This is a genomic window from Gilliamella sp. B2772 (assembly GCF_026536985.1).
GTDB lineage: Bacteria > Pseudomonadota > Gammaproteobacteria > Enterobacterales > Orbaceae > Gilliamella > Gilliamella apicola_E.
The window spans coordinates 1-17,561 of record NZ_JAFNNB010000004.1 but is presented as its reverse complement, the minus strand read 5'-3'; the positions used below and the strand labels follow the sequence as shown (position 1 = coordinate 17,561).

Annotated in this window: 17 protein-coding genes and 1 pseudogene; 14 read left to right on the top strand and 4 right to left on the bottom strand. The window is 34.2% G+C overall.

Features of this window, described 5'->3' with window-relative positions; translation table 11 throughout:
• Window positions 1–133: 133 nt before the first annotated feature.
• Window positions 134–769, bottom strand: a complete 636-nt coding sequence (locus tag J3T98_RS09045) for an RpiB/LacA/LacB family sugar-phosphate isomerase (RefSeq protein WP_065561893.1) — start codon at window positions 767–769, stop codon at window positions 134–136.
• 232 nt (window positions 770–1,001) lie between these two features.
• On the opposite strand from J3T98_RS09045, the gene J3T98_RS09040 reads away from it, so the two are divergent.
• The 4 genes from J3T98_RS09040 to kdgR all read left to right on the top strand — a co-directional run bounded on the left by J3T98_RS09040 (window position 1,002) and on the right by kdgR (window position 4,339).
• Window positions 1,002–2,174: an oligogalacturonate lyase family protein gene (locus J3T98_RS09040; protein WP_065561894.1), complete on the top strand. Its 1,173-nt coding sequence runs from the start codon at window positions 1,002–1,004 to the stop codon at window positions 2,172–2,174.
• A gap of 47 nt (window positions 2,175–2,221) precedes the next feature.
• The gene (locus tag J3T98_RS09035) at window positions 2,222–3,016 is read left to right on the top strand and encodes a gluconate 5-dehydrogenase (RefSeq protein WP_416380647.1); all 795 of its coding nucleotides are present in this window, start codon (window positions 2,222–2,224) and stop codon (window positions 3,014–3,016) included.
• Window positions 3,017–3,112: 96 nt separating this feature from the next.
• Window positions 3,113–3,433: a cupin domain-containing protein gene (locus J3T98_RS09030; protein WP_065561895.1), complete on the top strand. Its 321-nt coding sequence runs from the start codon at window positions 3,113–3,115 to the stop codon at window positions 3,431–3,433.
• Between the two features lie 111 nt (window positions 3,434–3,544).
• On the top strand, window positions 3,545–4,339 hold the full coding sequence (gene kdgR, locus J3T98_RS09025; protein ID WP_081299433.1) for a DNA-binding transcriptional regulator KdgR: 795 nt from the start codon (window positions 3,545–3,547) through the stop codon (window positions 4,337–4,339).
• A 6-nt stretch (window positions 4,340–4,345) separates the two neighbouring features.
• Here the strand turns inward: kdgR and J3T98_RS09020 are convergent, their stop codons facing one another.
• From J3T98_RS09020 to tusB, 3 genes are all read right to left on the bottom strand, one after another.
• Window positions 4,346–5,452, bottom strand: a complete 1,107-nt coding sequence (locus tag J3T98_RS09020) for an anhydro-N-acetylmuramic acid kinase (RefSeq protein WP_267362670.1) — start codon at window positions 5,450–5,452, stop codon at window positions 4,346–4,348.
• A 4-nt stretch (window positions 5,453–5,456) separates the two neighbouring features.
• Window positions 5,457–6,020, bottom strand: a complete 564-nt coding sequence (locus J3T98_RS09015) for a Sua5/YciO/YrdC/YwlC family protein (protein ID WP_065561898.1) — start codon at window positions 6,018–6,020, stop codon at window positions 5,457–5,459.
• Between the two features lie 122 nt (window positions 6,021–6,142).
• On the bottom strand, window positions 6,143–6,424 hold the full coding sequence (gene tusB / locus J3T98_RS09010) for a sulfurtransferase complex subunit TusB (RefSeq protein WP_267362669.1): 282 nt from the start codon (window positions 6,422–6,424) through the stop codon (window positions 6,143–6,145).
• Window positions 6,425–6,559: 135 nt separating this feature from the next.
• On the opposite strand from tusB, the gene tsaE reads away from it, so the two are divergent.
• The 10 genes and pseudogenes from tsaE to purT all read left to right on the top strand — a co-directional run bounded on the left by tsaE (window position 6,560) and on the right by purT (window position 17,251).
• Entirely contained in the window at window positions 6,560–7,027 is a 468-nt protein-coding gene (gene tsaE / locus J3T98_RS09005) for a tRNA (adenosine(37)-N6)-threonylcarbamoyltransferase complex ATPase subunit type 1 TsaE (RefSeq protein WP_416380645.1), read from the top strand.
• A 68-nt stretch (window positions 7,028–7,095) separates the two neighbouring features.
• Window positions 7,096–7,788: pseudogene (locus J3T98_RS09000) on the top strand (N-acetylmuramoyl-L-alanine amidase); the annotation flags it as partial.
• A 20-nt stretch (window positions 7,789–7,808) separates the two neighbouring features.
• Window positions 7,809–9,662 carry a DNA mismatch repair endonuclease MutL gene (mutL, locus tag J3T98_RS08995; RefSeq protein WP_267342408.1) on the top strand — a complete coding sequence of 618 codons (1,854 nt, stop codon included), beginning with the start codon at window positions 7,809–7,811 and terminating at the stop codon, window positions 9,660–9,662.
• Window positions 9,659–10,570 (top strand): tRNA (adenosine(37)-N6)-dimethylallyltransferase MiaA, encoded by a 912-nt coding sequence (miaA, locus tag J3T98_RS08990; RefSeq protein ID WP_220225496.1) that lies wholly within the window; start codon window positions 9,659–9,661, stop codon window positions 10,568–10,570. Before mutL ends, miaA begins: the two co-directional genes overlap by 4 nt.
• Window positions 10,571–10,881: 311 nt before the next feature.
• A complete protein-coding gene (gene hfq / locus J3T98_RS08985; protein ID WP_065561904.1) occupies window positions 10,882–11,127 on the top strand; it encodes an RNA chaperone Hfq in 246 nt (81 codons plus the stop codon).
• Between the two features lie 21 nt (window positions 11,128–11,148).
• Entirely contained in the window at window positions 11,149–12,444 is a 1,296-nt protein-coding gene (gene hflX, locus J3T98_RS08980; RefSeq protein WP_065735273.1) for a ribosome rescue GTPase HflX, read from the top strand.
• A 23-nt stretch (window positions 12,445–12,467) separates the two neighbouring features.
• A complete protein-coding gene (hflK, locus tag J3T98_RS08975; protein WP_065561906.1) occupies window positions 12,468–13,697 on the top strand; it encodes an FtsH protease activity modulator HflK in 1,230 nt (409 codons plus the stop codon).
• Window positions 13,698–13,707: 10 nt separating this feature from the next.
• Window positions 13,708–14,670 carry a protease modulator HflC gene (hflC, locus tag J3T98_RS08970; RefSeq protein WP_065561907.1) on the top strand — a complete coding sequence of 321 codons (963 nt, stop codon included), beginning with the start codon at window positions 13,708–13,710 and terminating at the stop codon, window positions 14,668–14,670.
• Window positions 14,671–14,689: 19 nt separating this feature from the next.
• Window positions 14,690–15,988 (top strand): adenylosuccinate synthase, encoded by a 1,299-nt coding sequence (locus J3T98_RS08965; RefSeq protein ID WP_065561908.1) that lies wholly within the window; start codon window positions 14,690–14,692, stop codon window positions 15,986–15,988.
• Between the two features lie 81 nt (window positions 15,989–16,069).
• Entirely contained in the window at window positions 16,070–17,251 is a 1,182-nt protein-coding gene (gene purT / locus J3T98_RS08960) for a formate-dependent phosphoribosylglycinamide formyltransferase (RefSeq protein ID WP_267362667.1), read from the top strand.
• The last annotated feature ends 310 nt before the right edge of the window (window positions 17,252–17,561 follow it).

Here is a 17,561-nt window from a genome sequence, read left to right as displayed (position 1 = left end):
TTTAATCATTTGTTAATGAAAAATACATTAGAATTTATTCTATTAAGTTAGAAACGATTAAAAATAGTGAATTGAGCCATTTCACCAGTTAAGTTGAAATGGCACAAAATTGACGGATGTAGTAAACTCTAAATTAAGCTAGTAAGCTTTTGATGTAATTGGTTATTTCAGAATCTTGACTATTTTCAAATAAACATTTTTGGAAACGCTCACCTCTGATCGCATCTTTAAGTAATGATTGATCAATTGACTTCAATGCTTCAATTAAACTTTTTCCTGCTGCATTTTTCATATCATTTAAAATTACAGCATTAGCATTTTGAGATTCACGACGCTCAGGTGGATAACCCAATCCTTTTTCGCCATCAAATGCTTTTTCAAAAATATAACGAGCATTGAGTTCTGCACCCCAACCAAAGCCTTTAGCAAATGCAAGTGATAACGCATTACCGTTATTTACTTGTGCAAATAAATAGGCATCAGTAGGTTCAATACAATAACCACAGTTAACACCTGGGAATGCATTTAACGCCATTAATGCGCCTTGTCCTGTACCACATCCTGTGATAACAAAATCAACGGCTTTACTGTTTAATAAAATAGCGCTAATAATACCTAAATGAACATAAGTTAATTTTTTATCATTGTCGCCATCCATGCCAACGTTAAAAACAGTATGTCCGTATTTCTCAGTTGCATTTTTCAATTCATTTAAAATAATTGGATTTTTAGCTGCTTGGCTAAATTCGTTCATTAGTGCTATTTTCATGATTTTCCTCTATTTTGATAGAAATAATAACTAATTATATATTAGTACATTTCGTTTTCATTATAAGCTCACCCAAAAATATATCAATTTTTTTAACTAAAATAAAACGATGTTTTAATAAATTTATTGCAATGTGATGAAAGTCACAAAAACGTCTTAATTTTTATATTACTATATTTAATAAATGAAAATCTTTTAAACATTTAATTATATTTATATTCAGGGAGTTCATATGGCTAAGGGGAATATCGTAAGGCTATCATATTCATCATTTACAGATGAAGATTCAAAAAATGAAATTATTCGGTTAACGCCAGAAGGTATTTTATGCCACCGTAATTATTTTTATCAAAAATGTTTTACCAATGATGGTCAAAAATTACTTTTTGCTGGTGAATTTGATACTCATCGTAACTATTATTTACTCGATATTGAAAAACAAACAGCAAAACAACTTACTGAAGGACCTGGCGATAATACTTTCGGCGGTTTTTTATCACCAGATGACAAATTTTTATACTATGTTAAAAATGAACGTAACTTACAACAAGTTAATCTTGAAACATTAGAAGAAAAAAATGTTTATACTGTTCCTGATGAATGGGTTGGTTACGGCACATGGGTTGCTAATAGTGATTGTAATGAAATTGTTGGAATTGAAATTGATAAAAAAGATTGGACGCCACTTACCGATTGGACAATATTTAAAGCATTTTATGATAAGAATCCACACTGCCGTTTAATCAAGATTGATATTGAAACAGGTGTAGCTAAAACAGTTATTGATCAGAATGTATGGTTAGGTCACCCAATTTTTAGACCTTTTGATGATAAAACTATCGCATTTTGTCATGAAGGTCCTCATGATTTAGTTGATGCAAGAATTTGGTTGGTTGATCGTGATGGTAAAAATGAACGAAAAGCGCATGATAATTTACCTGGTGAAAGTTGCACTCATGAATTTTGGGTTCCAGATGGTTCTGGATTAGCTTATGTATCTTATATGAAAGGGCAACAAGAACGATATATTCGTCTTTATAATCCGGTAACTGATGAAGATAAAGAAATCATGGAGATGCCAGCTTGTTCGCACTTAATGAGTAATTTTGATGGCACACTTTATATTGGTGATGGAACAGGCAGTCCTGTAGATGTAATTGATACAAGTGGCTATAAAATTGAAAATGATCCATGGCTTTATATTTTAGCACCTAAAACAAAAACAGCTCATAAGTTGGTTAAGCATAATAGTACATGGCGAGTTTTAGATGGTGATCGTCAAGTTACTCACCCTCATCCATCATTTTCACCTGATAATAAATACGTTTTATATTCATGTGATGCACAAGATGAACCTGCACTTTATTTAACCAAAGTGCCAGCTAACATATTAGAAGAAATGTGATAGACCTTTTGTCTATCATAACTATAACGGAGAATATAATTATGTCGATTTTAAATAAATTTTCACTCAACAATAAAATAGCGCTGGTAACGGGCGCTTCTTATGGCATCGGTTTTGAGATAGCAAAATCATTAGCCGGTGCCGGAGCGAAAATCGTATTTAATGATGTCGTGCCTGAAAATTTACAAAAAGGACTTGATGCTTATAAAGCAGCTGGTATTGATGCCCATGGCTATCTATTTGATATTACGGATGAAGTTGCTGTTGAAAAATCGATTGCTCAAATTGAAAAAGAACATGGTGTGATTGATATTTTAGTCAACAATGCTGGTATTATTCAACGCAAATCAATGCTTGAAACAAGTGCGGCTGATTATCGTAAAATTATTGATATCGACTTAACAGGTCAATTTATTATGGCAAAAGCAGTTATTCCTTCAATGATCAAAAAAGGAAGTGGCAAAATTATCAACATCTGTTCAATGATGAGTGAACTTGGTCGTGAAACGGTTGTTGGTTATGCATCGGCTAAAGGTGGTTTAAAAATGTTAACCAAAAATATCTGTTCTGAATTTGGTCATGCCAATATTCAATGTAACGGTATTGGTCCAGGTTATATTGCCACTCCTCAAACTGCGCCATTACGTGAAAAACAAGCAGATGGTTCTCGTCACCCATTTGATCAGTTCATTATTGCTAAAACACCGGCAGGCCGATGGGGGACTCCTGATGATTTAGCTGGTGCAGCCGTATTTTTAGCATCGGAAGCATCAAATTTTGTTAACGGCCATATTCTTTATGTTGATGGTGGTATTTTAGCTTATATCGGTAAACAACCTTAATAAAATAAGGTTAAAAATTAGATAATTTAAGAGATAATAAAATAAAAGGATATTATTTATTATCTCTGTTTTTTTTATAAATTTAGGAGTAATGTCATGTTTTGTTTTAATTCAGATATTGAATTAATTGATTTAGGAAATGGGGTTAAACGTAAAATTTTAGCTCATGATGGTAATATGATGGCGGTTGAAGTTCATTTTGAAACTGGCGCAATTGGTGCGATGCATCATCATCCACATGAACAACTAACCTATGTTTTGTCTGGTGAATTTGAATTTACTATCGGTGATGAGACTAAGATTGTTCGTGCTGGTGATACATTATATAAAAAACCCAATATTGAACATGGTTGTGTTTGCAAACAAGCTGGCGTTTTGCTTGATATGTTTACTCCTCAAAGATTAGATTTTTTATAAAATAGCTAGTTCATTATTAATTATGATATACTTTCGATAATTTTGATTTGTTCTAGTTGATCATTTAATAATAGAATAATGACTAATTTTTAGTAAGGAGATGTGCTAATAATGAATGATAGCTCACCAGAATCGGTTGCTTCGGTTTTAAAAGTTTTCGGAATTTTAGAAGCTTTATCCGAATCTAAAGACATTGCTATATCAGAATTATCGCAAAAAGTAATGATGCCTAAAAGCACTGCCTACCGTTTTTTACAAACCATGAAATCATTAGGTTATGTTAATCAAGAAGAAGATTCAGATAAATATTCTCTTAATTTAAAATTACTTGATTTAGGCAACCGTGTACTTTATCACCAAAACTTTTTAGCTATTGCTGATTTAGAAATGAGAAAGCTAAGGGATAAAACTAAAGAAACGATCCACTTAGCTGTTCGTGAAGGTGACCAAATTATTTATATTAATAAAGTGGCATCTGAACAGTATAGTCTTTGTTTAACCTCTAAAATTGGTAATCAAGCAACTGTACATGCCAGTGGATTAGGTAAGGTTTTATTGGCTTGGTTAGATGATGAAAGCAAAAAAAGTTTAGTAAACGGCATTAATTTTGTTCAATACACACCTAAAACAATCACTAATAAAGAGGCATTTTTTGCTGAACTTGATGAAGTTAAACGTTTAGGTTATGGCAAAGATGATGAAGAATCAGAGCTTGGTTTACGTTGTTTTGCTGTGCCAATTTATAATCGTTTAGGTAATATTATTGCAGCCTTAAGTTTATCAACCTCTATCTTTAGATGTAATACAGCAGAAGATGAAGCTAAACTTGTCGGTGAAATTAGCCAAGCTGCCGCTAAAATATCTGAACTAATTGGTTATAATAAGCAATCAAAATTATCAGATTAAAGGTTATTATTGATAAATAACTCCTAAGCTTACCGCTTGGTTTGCTCCAGTTACTTCTGGAATATTAGATGGAATATTATTCATCCTACAATATGCAAGCCAAGCGAAAGCAATCGCTTCCATATCGTCACTGCTTACCCCTTTCACATCTGTGGTCAAAACTTCCCATTTTGGTAATAATGCTGACAATCGTTTCATAATCAGAGGATTTTTTGCTCCTCCGCCACAAACTAGCAATTGACAAGGTAAATGAGCATTTATTGATAATTTATTAATCTCATGAGCAACAGTGGTAGCAGTAAATTCAACGAGTGTTGCTTGAATATCTTGAGCGTTTATATTGAAGTTACTGAGTTTTTGGTTAAGCCAAGTTAAGTTAAATAATTCTCTACCAGTACTTTTTGGGGCTGGTAGTTGAAAATAATTTTCATCACATAACGTATTTAATAAACTTTGATCAACTTTTCCTGATTTAGCCCATAAGCCGTCTTTATCGTAGTTTTTCCCTAGATTTTTATTTATCCAACTATCAAGTAAAACATTGCCTGGCCCAGTGTCATAACCAATTACAGGTTGGCCTGGTATTAGAACGGAAATATTGCTAATACCACCAATATTTAAAACAACACAGTTAATTGACGGATTTAAGAATATCGCTTTGTGAAAAGCCGGAACTAATGGTGCTCCTTGGCCACCATAAGCCATATCTTTACGACGAAAATCAGCAATTGTTGTAATGCCTGTTTTAGCAGCAATGATATTGGCATCACCAATTTGCATAGTAAAGGGATGTTGGCTATTAGGAGAATGATAAATAGTTTGCCCATGGCAACCAATGGCTTTAACTTGTTTTTTATCAATATGATTTTGCTTTATAAACTGATCAATGCTTATTGCGTAAAGCATACCAAGCTGGTGATCAAGCTCACCGAGCGCTTGTAATGTAGTTTGCTTACTATTACAAAGCGTTAATAATTGACTTTTAATTTCAGTTGGCATTGGGTAGCAATCACTAGCAATCGAAGTAATATTCCCATCAATAATATCAACTAATGCAATATCAACACCATCCATACTGGTACCTGACATTACGCCAATGTATAAATTTTGCATAATATTATCCTTGTCGAATGATAGTACCAGTTTGGACATCCCGGATGATTGATGGTTGTGAACGCTCACCGGTTTTACCATCTAAAATTGGAAAAAATTGACCAAATTGGTTTGCAACTTCTATTGCTGTTTTACAAGATTGATGACCAGAAAGGTTGGCACTTGTTGAAACTAATGGCTTACCAAATAAATCACAAAGTTTACATACTAATGGATGATCAGTAACGCGAACGGCGATAGAATGATATTTTCCGCTCAAAAAATTTGGTGTATTAATATTTTTCGGAAAAACCCAAGTATTAGGACCGGGCCAACTATCAATAGCCATCTGTTTTTGAACTTGAGTCAAAGCCGATTGATCAATATAAGGGATCAGTTGTTCATAGTGACTCGCAATTAAAATTAAACCTTTTTCAACTGAACGTTGTTTTAATTTTAACAATTTAAAAACTGCTGATTCACAATCGGGATCACAACCTAAACCAAAAACAGCTTCAGTTGGATAAGCAACCACTTCACCTTTTTTTAATAATGAATTGATTTCTAAAAGACTTAATAAGTTTGCCATTAAATTTTGTATGTTTACCAACTATTGTTAAAAATTATATTAAACTGAGGTAAGCCTATTTGCAAATTGAAGATGGTAGGAGTGATATTAAGATAAACACCGGTTTAAGATAATTAGTCAAATTACTCCCAATTCATTTGTGGGAAATAGTTAACAGTTAAATCAACAACCTGCTGCATACTGATTATTTTTACTCTTGGATCTATTAGTGAAGCTAAACTACGAGCATTAATATCATTATCAAGCACAAAACAATTTTGGGTATTTTGTAAAATAGCCTTCAATATCGGATTATTTTGACAAGCTATAATTACGCCATTTTGCCAGAAAAGTACTGCATCTTGCGCTGAAATTAGCTTTGGATCAATTGTTGATTGGTTATTTGTTGTGATGGTATGTAGCATTTGTTCCTTTTACCTTTAAATTACCCTTCAAAAACCCCGTTCCTCAACTTTTTTTGATATAAATTAGAGTTAATTTTACTTGGTACATCTTTATTAGTATATAATAAGGACTATTTATTGAGCAAAGAATTCGTCATGAAACCCATTATTTTAGCCAATGAACAAGAGACAATTTTGTTTGGTCAACAATTGGCTAAGCAGTGTTTAAAATATTTGTCTAATCATGATAGTGCAATTGTTATCTATCTGATAGGCGATCTCGGTGCTGGTAAAACAACGTTTAGCCGTGGCTTTTTGCAGCAGCTCGGACATGTCGGAAATGTTAAAAGTCCGACTTATACTCTTGTTGAACCTTATCAATTTGATATGTTTTCAGTATATCACTTTGACTTATATCGATTAGCTAATCCAGAAGAGTTAGAGTTTATGGGGATTCGTGAATATTTTTCATCGAAATCAATTTGCTTAATTGAGTGGCCTATGCAGGCTGAAGGTATTTTACCTCCTGCTGATATTGAAATTCATTTGGCTTATTTGGCGCTTGAACGCACAGTTTGTTTGCAAGCAAACAGTGAAAAAGGGCAAGCTATTATTAACCAATAAAATTAACGAAAAAAATGAAAAAAATACTCACTTTTTTTATATTATTACTGCTTTGTGGTTCAGTTTATGCTTCACAAGTTATCATTGCTGTTGATGCTGGTCATGGTGGTAAGGATTCTGGTGCCGTTGGTAAAAATAAGTTATACGAAAAAAATGTCACCATTTCGATAGCGAAAAAATTAACTAATTTATTGAATAAAGATCCTAACTTTAAAGGCGTATTAACACGTAGTACGGACAATTTTATTTCTGTTCCTCAGCGTTCTGATATTGCCCGTAAAAGTAAAGCAAACTTATTAATTTCTATCCATGCAGATGCAGCACCTAATCGCAGCGCGTCTGGTGCATCAGTTTGGGTATTATCTACTAAGCGAGCGGATACAGAATTGGGGCGCTGGCTTGAACAAGATGAAAAGCAATCTCAACTATTAGGCGGTGCTGGTGATGCATTAAGTGATGATCATGACCAAAATTTAAGTCAAGCAGTACTAGATTTACAGTTTTCATATTCACAGCAGGTTGGCTATGAATTAGCCACTCAGGTTTTAAAAGAGATGAAAGGTGTTATTAAATTGCATAAGAATAGGCCTGAACATGCAAGTTTAGGTGTATTGCGTTCACCTGATATCCCTTCAATATTAATTGAAGTTGGATTTATTACTAACGAAACTGAAGAAAGTTTGTTATCAAGTAATGCTCATCAAGATAAAATTGCTAAATTGATTTATCAAGGTATAAAAAATTATGTCAAACAGAACCCTAATTTTGGGAAACAGCATTAATGGCTATTCATATATTATCTCCTCAATTAGCTAACCAAATCGCTGCTGGTGAAGTGGTTGAAAGACCAGTATCGGTGATCAAAGAGTTAGTTGAAAACAGCATTGACGCTGGTAGTACTCAAATTGATATTGATGTTGAACAAGGTGGCAGTAAATTAATTCGTATTCGTGATAATGGTAATGGTATTGCTAAAGATGAATTGGCATTAGCTTTAGCTCGCCATGCAACCAGCAAAATTAATACGTTGGATGATTTAGATACCATAATGAGTTTGGGGTTTCGTGGTGAAGCGCTGGCAAGTATCAGTTCTGTTGCTCGGTTAACCTTAACTTCACGCACAGCCGATCAGTCTGAGGCATGGCAAGTTTATGCTGAAGGCCGTGAAATGAAACCAACAATTAAACCGGCTGCACATCCTGTTGGAACGACGGTTGAAGTTCTTGATCTGTTTTACAATACGCCTGCTAGACGTCGCTTTCTTAAAACTGATAAAACAGAATTTATGCATATTGAGGAGTTTGTTCGTCGAATTGCACTTGCTAGACCTGATATTACTTTTAATTTGCAGCACAATGGGAAACTCGTCAAACAGTATCGAGAATCACTTCTTGAAAAACGTGTTGAATTGGTTTGTGGACGTACATTTGTTCAAAAAGCAATAAAATTAGATTGGCAACATAATGATTTATTCATCCAAGGATGGGTAAGTAGCAGTGAAGTGAGTGAGTTGCAATATTTTTATGTTAATGGGCGAGTAATAAAAGATAAATTAATTAATCATGCTTTGCGTCAAGCTTATAGTAGCCGGACTAATGAACAACAGAGTTATGTCATTTTTTTACAGATCGACCCTAAACAAATTGATGTGAATGTTCACCCAGCTAAGCATGAAGTGCGTTTTCATGAAGCAAGATTGGTGCATGACTTTGTTTATCAAGCTATTGTCATGGCGCTTGAGTCAAACCAACAACTTGCCAATGACGAAAATGTGCTAATGATGCCGAATCGGCAAGCAGCTGGTGAGAATATTTTTAATAATAAAACTGAGAATAAAACTTATTCACCAACTAGCGCATTACCTAAAAAAGCAATTAATCATGTTAAAGAAAATAGACTATATGGGCAATTGGTTGATACTAAGTTAAAAGGAGCAATAGAAAAAACGCTCTTAAAATCTTTTGAATTATCGGATGATGATAGTTCTATAACTGCACCACAACAAGCAGTTATTGAGGGATTGTTTCCTAAACGAAATGTACCTTTGCAATCACTACATCAGCAAATTGATAGATCTTCACTAGTACAATTTGGTAAAGTATTAACGGTTATTCAACCAGATATAGCCTTAATTGAAAAATCAGAAGATAATCAACAAAAGTTCATGTTAATGAAGTTGTCGGTTGCTCAACAGAAAGTAAATTCAGTTAAATTATTATCTAACGAGTCAGAAAGATTACTCATTCCATTGACAATTTTAATTAATAAGAAAGAACAAAAAGTATTAAATGATTATCAAGAACAATTGAAGTTTTTAGGCTTTGATTTTTATATTGATAAAGCAAAATTGCATTTGCATAATGTGCCAAAAATGTTAAGAACTACGAATTGGCAAAAATTATTACCAACTTTAATTTCGTTTCTTTTATCATCCGGTAAGGATGTGCTCGATCCAACGCAAATTATAGCTTGGTTGGTTGAAAATTGTGGAGATGATTCTGTTGAAAATTGGAATGTAACTAAAGCTATCGAGTTATTAGTACAATTAGAACAGATAGATATTAATTTATTACAACAAGATAGCTTTTTATATCCGATTGATCTTCAATCTTTTTCACAATCAATTTTATCATGAATAAACCAAAAATTATTTCGTTAATGGGGCCAACCGCATCGGGTAAAACTGCTTATGCCATGGCGCTTTACGACAAGTATCCTATAGATATTATTAGTGTTGACTCCGCACTTATTTATCGAGGTATGGATATTGGCAGTGCTAAACCAACTAAAGAAGAACAACTTAAATATCCACATAAACTTATTGATATTTGTGACCCTGCAGAAAGTTATTCTGCTGCTAACTTTAGGCATGATGCGATTGTAGAAATAGAAAAATCATTAAGTAATGGCCGAACGCCATTATTAGTTGGTGGAACAATGTTGTATTTTAAGGCGTTAATCGAAGGACTTTCTCCTCTTCCAGCGGCAAATAGTGATATTCGCGATCAAATTGAGGAAAAAGCAAATCGATTAGGTTGGCAAGCGATTCATGAGGAGTTAAAAAAAGTTGATCCTGTATCAGCTCAGCGAATCCATCCCAATGATCCACAACGCCTTAATCGAGCATTAGAGGTTTATCTTATTACTGGTAAAAGTTTAACTGAATTAACTAAAGAAAGTGGTGATGCATTACCTTATGATATTATGCAATTAGCTATCATGCCGGAAGATAGAGCAGAATTACATCAACGAATTGAACAACGCTTTTTACAAATGCTAGATCAAGGCTTTGAAGATGAAGTAAAAAAACTTATGCAGCGCCCCGATCTTCATTTAAATCTACCTTCTATACGTTGCGTAGGGTATCGTCAAATGTGGGAATATTTAAATGGCGATACCAGTTATGATGAAATGGTTTTTAAAGGAATTTGTGCTACTCGCCAATTAGCAAAAAGGCAAATTACATGGCTTAGAGGTTGGAAACAATCGATAACATGGTTAAATAATGATAATATAGATTCAGTTCTTAATCAGATTTTTTAAGTTACAAATAGTAGTAATAGTTTTTGGTATTTTTTCTATTGGTTATTATAATACGCTAAATTTTTTCATTTCTTAAAAAAATTTCTACTTTTCTTAACGATTAAGGTTACTTGTTTGTATAAATTTCGTTAATTTATTAAATTTTTAGTTATTTGTGCATAAATTACTGTTGATTAGTTTAAGAGCTGAGTTTTTTATGTTATTTTGGTAAATACTACATAAGTATTTTATATTGCGATCAATTAAATTATTATGTTGATTGTAAACTTATTTTATCTTTATATTTTTATTTCATCTTAAAGGATAAACTCATGTCAAAAGGGCAGTCATTACAAGATCCTTATTTAAATTTGCTTCGTCGCGAGCATATTCCTGTATCTATTTATTTAGTTAACGGTATTAAATTACAAGGACAAATTGAATCATTTGATCAGTTTGTTATTTTATTAAAAAATACTGTTAGCCAAATGGTATATAAGCACGCTATCTCAACTGTGGTACCATCAAGACCAATTTCTGGATTGATATCACAACCTGAAGAGGACAGCGAAAGCTAATTAGTTGGGTGGAGAATGTGATTGTTTGAGCGATATAAAGGTGGTGAATCTGCCTTATTAGTCCATGTATTCTTCCCTCAAGAAAGCGATATCGAGGATTTAAAAGAGTTTGAAGTGCTTGTTTCTTCTGCTCAAATTGAAATTCTCGATATTGTGACAACCTCAAAAAAGTCCCCACAAGCTAAATATTTTATTGGTGAAGGAAAAGCATTAGAAATCGCCGATAAAGTAAAAGAACTAAATGCTTCAGTCATTTTAGTTAATCATACTTTAACACCGACCCAAGAACGCAATCTTGAGCAATTATGTGAATGTCGCGTAGTAGATAGAACTGGATTAATTCTCGATATTTTTGCTCAGCGCGCTAGAACACATGAAGGTAAATTACAAGTTGAATTAGCACAATTACAATATTTATCTACTCGATTAGTTCGTGGTTGGACTCATTTAGAACGCCAAAAAGGTGGAATTGGCCTTCGTGGACCAGGTGAAACTCAGTTAGAAACTGATAGAAGATTAATTCGCCATCGTATTCAATTAATTTTATCAAGACTTGCTAAAGTTGAAAAACAGCGCAATCAAAATCGTCAATCTAGAAGTAAAGCAGATTTATCAACGGTATCATTAGTTGGTTATACAAATGCTGGTAAATCGACTCTCTTTAATGCATTAACTAATGCTGAAGTTTATGCTGCCGATCAATTGTTTGCAACGCTAGATCCGACTTTAAGACGCATTAATGTTGAAGATGTTGGAGAGGTTGTTTTAGCTGATACAGTCGGATTTATACGTCATTTACCGCATGATCTTATTGCTGCTTTTAAAGCAACTTTATTAGAAACACAGGAAGCATCACTACTATTACATGTTGTTGATGCAGCTGATCCTAATATATTAGATAATATTCATGCCGTTGATGAGGTATTACTGGAAATTGATGCACATGATATTCCTACTTTGTTAGTGATGAATAAAATTGATTTAATAGAAGGTAAGGAACCGAGTATTGATCGGGACGAAAATGGTGTACCAATTCGCGTTTGGATTTCAGCTCAAAATAGTTTAGGATTAGATCTTTTATTTACCGCATTAAAAGAGAGGCTCTCTGGGCAAATTCAAGTTTGCCAATTAAACTTACCTCCTTATTTAGCTAAACTTAGAAGTCGGCTATATAAATTAAATGCAGTGGAGAATGAAGTCATTGAAGATGATGGGAGTTTTCACCTAAATATAAGAATACCTTTAATTGAATGGAATCGCCTCTGTAAACAAGAGCCAGATCTGTTATACTTAATCAATACGCAAAATAACAACTAATTGTTAAATGGAGCATATAAAATATGGCGTGGAATCAGCCCGGCAATAACGGACAAGATAACGACCCATGGGGAAATAACAAAAAACCTTCCAATTCTTCGTCGGGAGGAATATTTGATCAAATTAAAGATCTCTTAAAAAAAGGTGGATCAAGTAATAATCGAGGTTCCTCAGATATTAACTTGAGTTCTTCTAAAATTATTATGTCGATGATTTTAGTGCTTGCTTTGATTTGGGGGGTAAGTGGTTTTTATACCATCAACCAAAACCAACGAGGTGTAATAACTCGTTTTGGACAAGTTCAACCTGAAATTATCCAACCTGGTTTAAATTGGAATCCAGCATTTATTGATACAGTTTATAAAGTAGATACCCAAGGAACTTATAACTTTAATGTTCAGGGTGATATTATAACGACTAGTTATAACGGTGAAAATCTAGTCTTTGTTGAAATGAATGTTCAATATCGAATTAGTGATCCTATCAAATATTTATTTAATGTAACTAATGTTGAAGATAGCTTACGTCAAGCAGCAGATAGTGCGCTTAGAACATCTATTGGGAGCTCTAATATTGATGCAATTATTTCAGATGGACGCTCAGTTCTAGAGAACAGTACAAAAGAAGAACTCATCAATGTTATTTCTCATTATGATATGGGTATTACTATTGTCGATCTTAACTTCCAAGTAGCGCGTCCTCCTGTCGAAGTGCAAGATGCTTATGCTGATGCTATTCGAGCTCAAAATGATAGTGAGCGGGAAATAAAAAAAGCTGAAGCATATAAAGTGCAGTTAATTCAGCAAGCGGAAGGTCGTTCTGCCACTATTTTAGAAGATGCAAATGCTTATAAAGTACAAGTTGAATTAGAAGCAGCTGGTGATGTTGCACGGTTTGAAAAATTATTACCACAATATAAAGCAGCGCCTGAAATTACTAAAGATCGTTTATATATTGAAACAATGGAAAAAGTATTAACTAAAACCCAAAAAGTGATTGTTAATGATAAGAGTGGAAACTTATTGGTATTGCCGTTAGAAAAATTAATGAAAAATAAAATTGAACCTGAATCCGCAAACTTATCAAATTTAAGTAGTGATGGCAATAACAACCCGCCAGCAGCTTCAGAAACAGTTGATAGTACTTCTCAAAATAACAATGAAGCACAAAACGCTACAACTGATAACACTCATAACACTGCAACTCAAAATAATAGTTCTATTAATCGAAGTAACCGAGCTATGGGTCGATAAGGAGAGAAAAATGCGAAAATTATTGATTCCTATAGTTTTAATTTTAATTGTTGGGCTTTATTCAAGTGTTTATGTGATTGAAGAAGGCACGCGTGGTGTGGTTTTACGTTTTAATAAGATTATTGGGTTATCTCAACCGGGTCTCCATTTTAAAATGCCTCTTGTTGATAGCATTAAAATAATCGACGCTAAAATACAAACCACTAATAGCTCAAATAATAATAACGAAAAGCGCTTTTTTAACGTTCATAAGAAAGAGTTAATAGTCGATTATTTTGTGCAATGGAAAATTGTAGATTTTAATCGTTATTATGAAACTATTGCTGGTGGTAATGATGTTAATGACTTAATCTTGGCTCGTTTAAATGGTCGTTTGCGTTCTGAAATAGGTAAATTAAGTAACCGAGATATCATTAATGATACTAATGCTGATACCAAATCAAGAAATTCATTAATGGCAAGTGTTAAAGATGCATTAAATGGTTCACCGCAAGATGTTGAAGAAAATTTACCAATCGATAAATTGGTCAATGATGCGAAAAAAGATCCTGAAAATAGTAAAGCCAGTTTGAGGTCCTTTGGGGTAGTTGTGATCGATGTTCGAATCAAACAAATCAATTTCCCTGCTGAAGTGTCAGGATCAATTTATGCTAACATGCGAGCTGAACGTGATATTATTGCGCGTGAAAAACGATATGAAGGTGTTAAAAAAGCTGAAGAAATAAGAGCGAAAGCTACATTTGAAAAAACTAAAATAATATCGGAAGCTGAGCGCCAAGCTCGATCTATTCGTGGTGAAGGTGATGCAAATGCAGCTAAACTTTATGCAGAAGCTTTTGGTAAAGATATTGAATTTTTTAGTTTTATTCGTAGTTTGAAAGCTTATGAACAAAGTTTTACAGGTAATGATGTTATGGTCATTAGTCCTGATAGTGAATTTTTCCAATATATGAAACTAAAGTCTAACAAATAATACAATGAGTAAATAAACTATGAGTAATAATGTTGTTGTGCTAGGTACACAATGGGGTGATGAAGGCAAAGGAAAAGTTGTTGATTTACTCACAGAAAAAGCAAAATATGTGGTACGTTATCAAGGCGGACATAATGCTGGCCATACCTTAGTTATTAATGGTGAAAAAACAGTATTACATTTAATTCCATCAGGTATTTTACGTAATGATGTCATTAGCATCATCGCAAATGGCGTTGTGCTTTGTCCTGATGCTCTTATGAAAGAGATGAAAGAGCTTGAGGAAAATGGTATCCCTGTTAAAGAGAGACTTCTAATTTCAGAATCATGCCCTTTAATATTGCCTTATCATATAGCATTAGACCAAGCTCGAGAAAAAGCACGTGGTAATAAAGCGATAGGCACCACAGGTCGAGGTATCGGTCCTGCATATGAAGATAAAGTCGCTCGTCGTGGATTGCGTGTAGGTGATTTACGTGATCGCCAAGCATTTGCTGAAAAATTGAAAGAAGTTATGGAATACCACAACTTTCAATTAGTAAATTACTATAAAGTTGAAGCGGTTGATTATCAAAAAGTCCTTGATGACACATTAGCGATTGCAGATATTTTAGTGGCTATGATTGCAGATATTCCGACGCTATTAGAAGATGCTCGGAAAAAAGGCGAAAGAATCATGTTTGAAGGGGCGCAAGGTACTTTACTTGATATTGATCATGGTACTTATCCTTTTGTTACCTCTTCAAATACTACTGCTGGCGGTGTAGCAACAGGATCAGGCTTTGGTCCTCGTTATGTTGGTTATGTTTTAGGTATTGTTAAAGCTTACTCTACTCGTGTCGGTGCAGGCCCTTTCCCAACTGAATTATTTGATGATGTGGGTGAATATCTTTGCAAACAAGGTAATGAATTTGGTGCAACAACTGGTCGTCGTCGTCGTACTGGTTGGCTTGATGCGGTTGCTGTACGAAAAGCCGTACAACTAAATTCAGTTTCTGGTTTCTGTTTAACTAAACTTGATGTTTTAGATGGTCTTAAAGAAGTCAAAATCTGTGTTGGTTATCAATTACCAAATGGTGATGTCATCAAAAATGCACCAGCTGCTGCTGAAGATTGGAGTTTAGTAAAACCTGTATATGAGTCTATGCCTGGTTGGAGCGAGTCAACGTTTGGTATTAAAAGTTATGATGCTTTACCACAAGCAGCCAAATCCTATATCAAACGAATTGAAGAATTAACCGAAACACCAATTGATATTATATCAACAGGTCCGGATCGTAGTGAAACCATGATTCTACGTGATCCTTATCAAGCGTAATTGTAAATAAAAAATCGGGTGCGTTTTCCCGATTTTTTATTTTTAGGATATTAAAAATAGTTAACTGAGTATGAGGACATTATGGCTAAATTAGGGACGCCGTTATCACCCACTTCAACCAAAGTTATGCTGTGTGGCGCAGGTGAATTGGCTAAAGAAGTTGTGATAGAGCTACAAAGATTTGGTTGTGAAGTTATTGCTGTTGATCGCTATGCTAATGCACCAGCAATGCAAGTTGCTCATCGTTATCATATTATTAATATGCTAGATGGTAATGAACTGAGAAAAATTATTGAACAGGAAAAACCGGATTTTATTGTTCCTGAAATTGAAGCCATTGCAACGCAAACTTTAGTTGAGTTAGAGCAAGAGGGATTTACGGTTATTCCTACTGCAAAAGCAGTAGCGTTAACCATGAATAGAGAAGGGATTCGTCGCCTTGCTGCTGAACAACTAAATCTACCAACTTCACCTTATCGGTTTGCTTCAACCGAAATAGAATTTAAAGATGCTGTAAAAGAGATTGGTTATCCCTGCTTAGTTAAACCAGTGATGAGCTCTTCCGGTAAAGGGCAAACATTATTACGCAGTGAAGCTGATCTTCAATTAGCCTGGAAATATGCACAAGAAGGTGGTCGAGCTGGTGGCGGTAAAGTTATTATAGAAGGTTTTATCGACTTTGATTACGAAATTACCTTATTAACAGTTAGGCATATCAATGGTGTTTCTTATTGTGAACCGATTGGGCATCGTCAGGAAAAAGGCGATTATCGGGAATCTTGGCAGCCTCAACAAATGTCTTGTAACGCTTTAGAGCGAGCAAAAGATATTGCAACTAAAATAACTCAAGCATTAGGAGGACACGGTTTATTTGGTGTTGAACTGTTTGTTAAAGGCGATAAAGTTTGGTTTAGTGAAGTATCGCCTCGTCCTCATGATACCGGAATGGTAACTTTAATTTCCCAGAATCTATCTGAGTTTGCCTTACATGCCAGAGCTATATTAGGCTTGCCTATTCCACTTATTGAACAATATCATGCTAGTGCATCTGTGGTCATAATGGTTGAAGGTGAATCAAAACAGGTATCGTTCACAAATTTAGATAACGCATTAAATCAACCAAATACTGATTTACGTTTATTTGGCAAACCACAAGTTGAAGGTTGCCGTAGAATGGGGGTTGCACTTGCTAGTGCTGTAACAGTGGAAGAAGCAATAAATAAAGCCGATGCTATCGTAAAACAGTTAAAAATAACCCTATAAGACGTTGCTTTGTGTAAAAAGCAATCACTTAATCCAAAAAAAGCAAATTTTGCAAAATAGGGGTTGACGTAAACATGTGAAGTGAGTAACATACGCAACCCTTGAGACAGCAAACTAAAACAACAAAATGTTTAGTTAAATTTAAAGCTGTCAGCTCTTTAAAAAGAAGAAACAGACAATCTGTGTGGGCACTTGCGAGACGAAAAATTAAAAGTCTACGGACTCAAAAATTAAGTCTTGATAAGTGACACTGAAGATTCATTTGAATTATGTCAGAGACAGTTATTGAGCATCAAACTTTAAATTGAAG

Bases quoted from the DNA above. Each gene is read 5' to 3' on its own strand.
- J3T98_RS09045 (WP_065561893.1), bottom strand. From the start codon at position 769: ATGAAAATAGCACTAATGAACGAATTTAGCCAAGCAGCTAAAAATCCA.
- J3T98_RS09040 (WP_065561894.1), top strand. From the start codon at position 1,002: ATGGCTAAGGGGAATATCGTAAGGCTATCATATTCATCATTTACAGAT.
- J3T98_RS09030 (WP_065561895.1), top strand. From the start codon at position 3,113: ATGTTTTGTTTTAATTCAGATATTGAATTAATTGATTTAGGAAATGGG.
- kdgR (WP_081299433.1), top strand. From the start codon at position 3,545: ATGAATGATAGCTCACCAGAATCGGTTGCTTCGGTTTTAAAAGTTTTC.
- J3T98_RS09020 (WP_267362670.1), bottom strand. From the start codon at position 5,452: ATGCAAAATTTATACATTGGCGTAATGTCAGGTACCAGTATGGATGGT.
- J3T98_RS09015 (WP_065561898.1), bottom strand. From the start codon at position 6,020: ATGGCAAACTTATTAAGTCTTTTAGAAATCAATTCATTATTAAAAAAA.
- tusB (WP_267362669.1), bottom strand. From the start codon at position 6,424: ATGCTACATACCATCACAACAAATAACCAATCAACAATTGATCCAAAG.
- tsaE (WP_416380645.1), top strand. From the start codon at position 6,560: ATGAAACCCATTATTTTAGCCAATGAACAAGAGACAATTTTGTTTGGT.
- mutL (WP_267342408.1), top strand. From the start codon at position 7,809: ATGGCTATTCATATATTATCTCCTCAATTAGCTAACCAAATCGCTGCT.
- miaA (WP_220225496.1), top strand. From the start codon at position 9,659: ATGAATAAACCAAAAATTATTTCGTTAATGGGGCCAACCGCATCGGGT.
- hfq (WP_065561904.1), top strand. From the start codon at position 10,882: ATGTCAAAAGGGCAGTCATTACAAGATCCTTATTTAAATTTGCTTCGT.
- hflK (WP_065561906.1), top strand. From the start codon at position 12,468: ATGGCGTGGAATCAGCCCGGCAATAACGGACAAGATAACGACCCATGG.
- hflC (WP_065561907.1), top strand. From the start codon at position 13,708: ATGCGAAAATTATTGATTCCTATAGTTTTAATTTTAATTGTTGGGCTT.
- J3T98_RS08965 (WP_065561908.1), top strand. From the start codon at position 14,690: ATGAGTAATAATGTTGTTGTGCTAGGTACACAATGGGGTGATGAAGGC.
- purT (WP_267362667.1), top strand. From the start codon at position 16,070: ATGGCTAAATTAGGGACGCCGTTATCACCCACTTCAACCAAAGTTATG.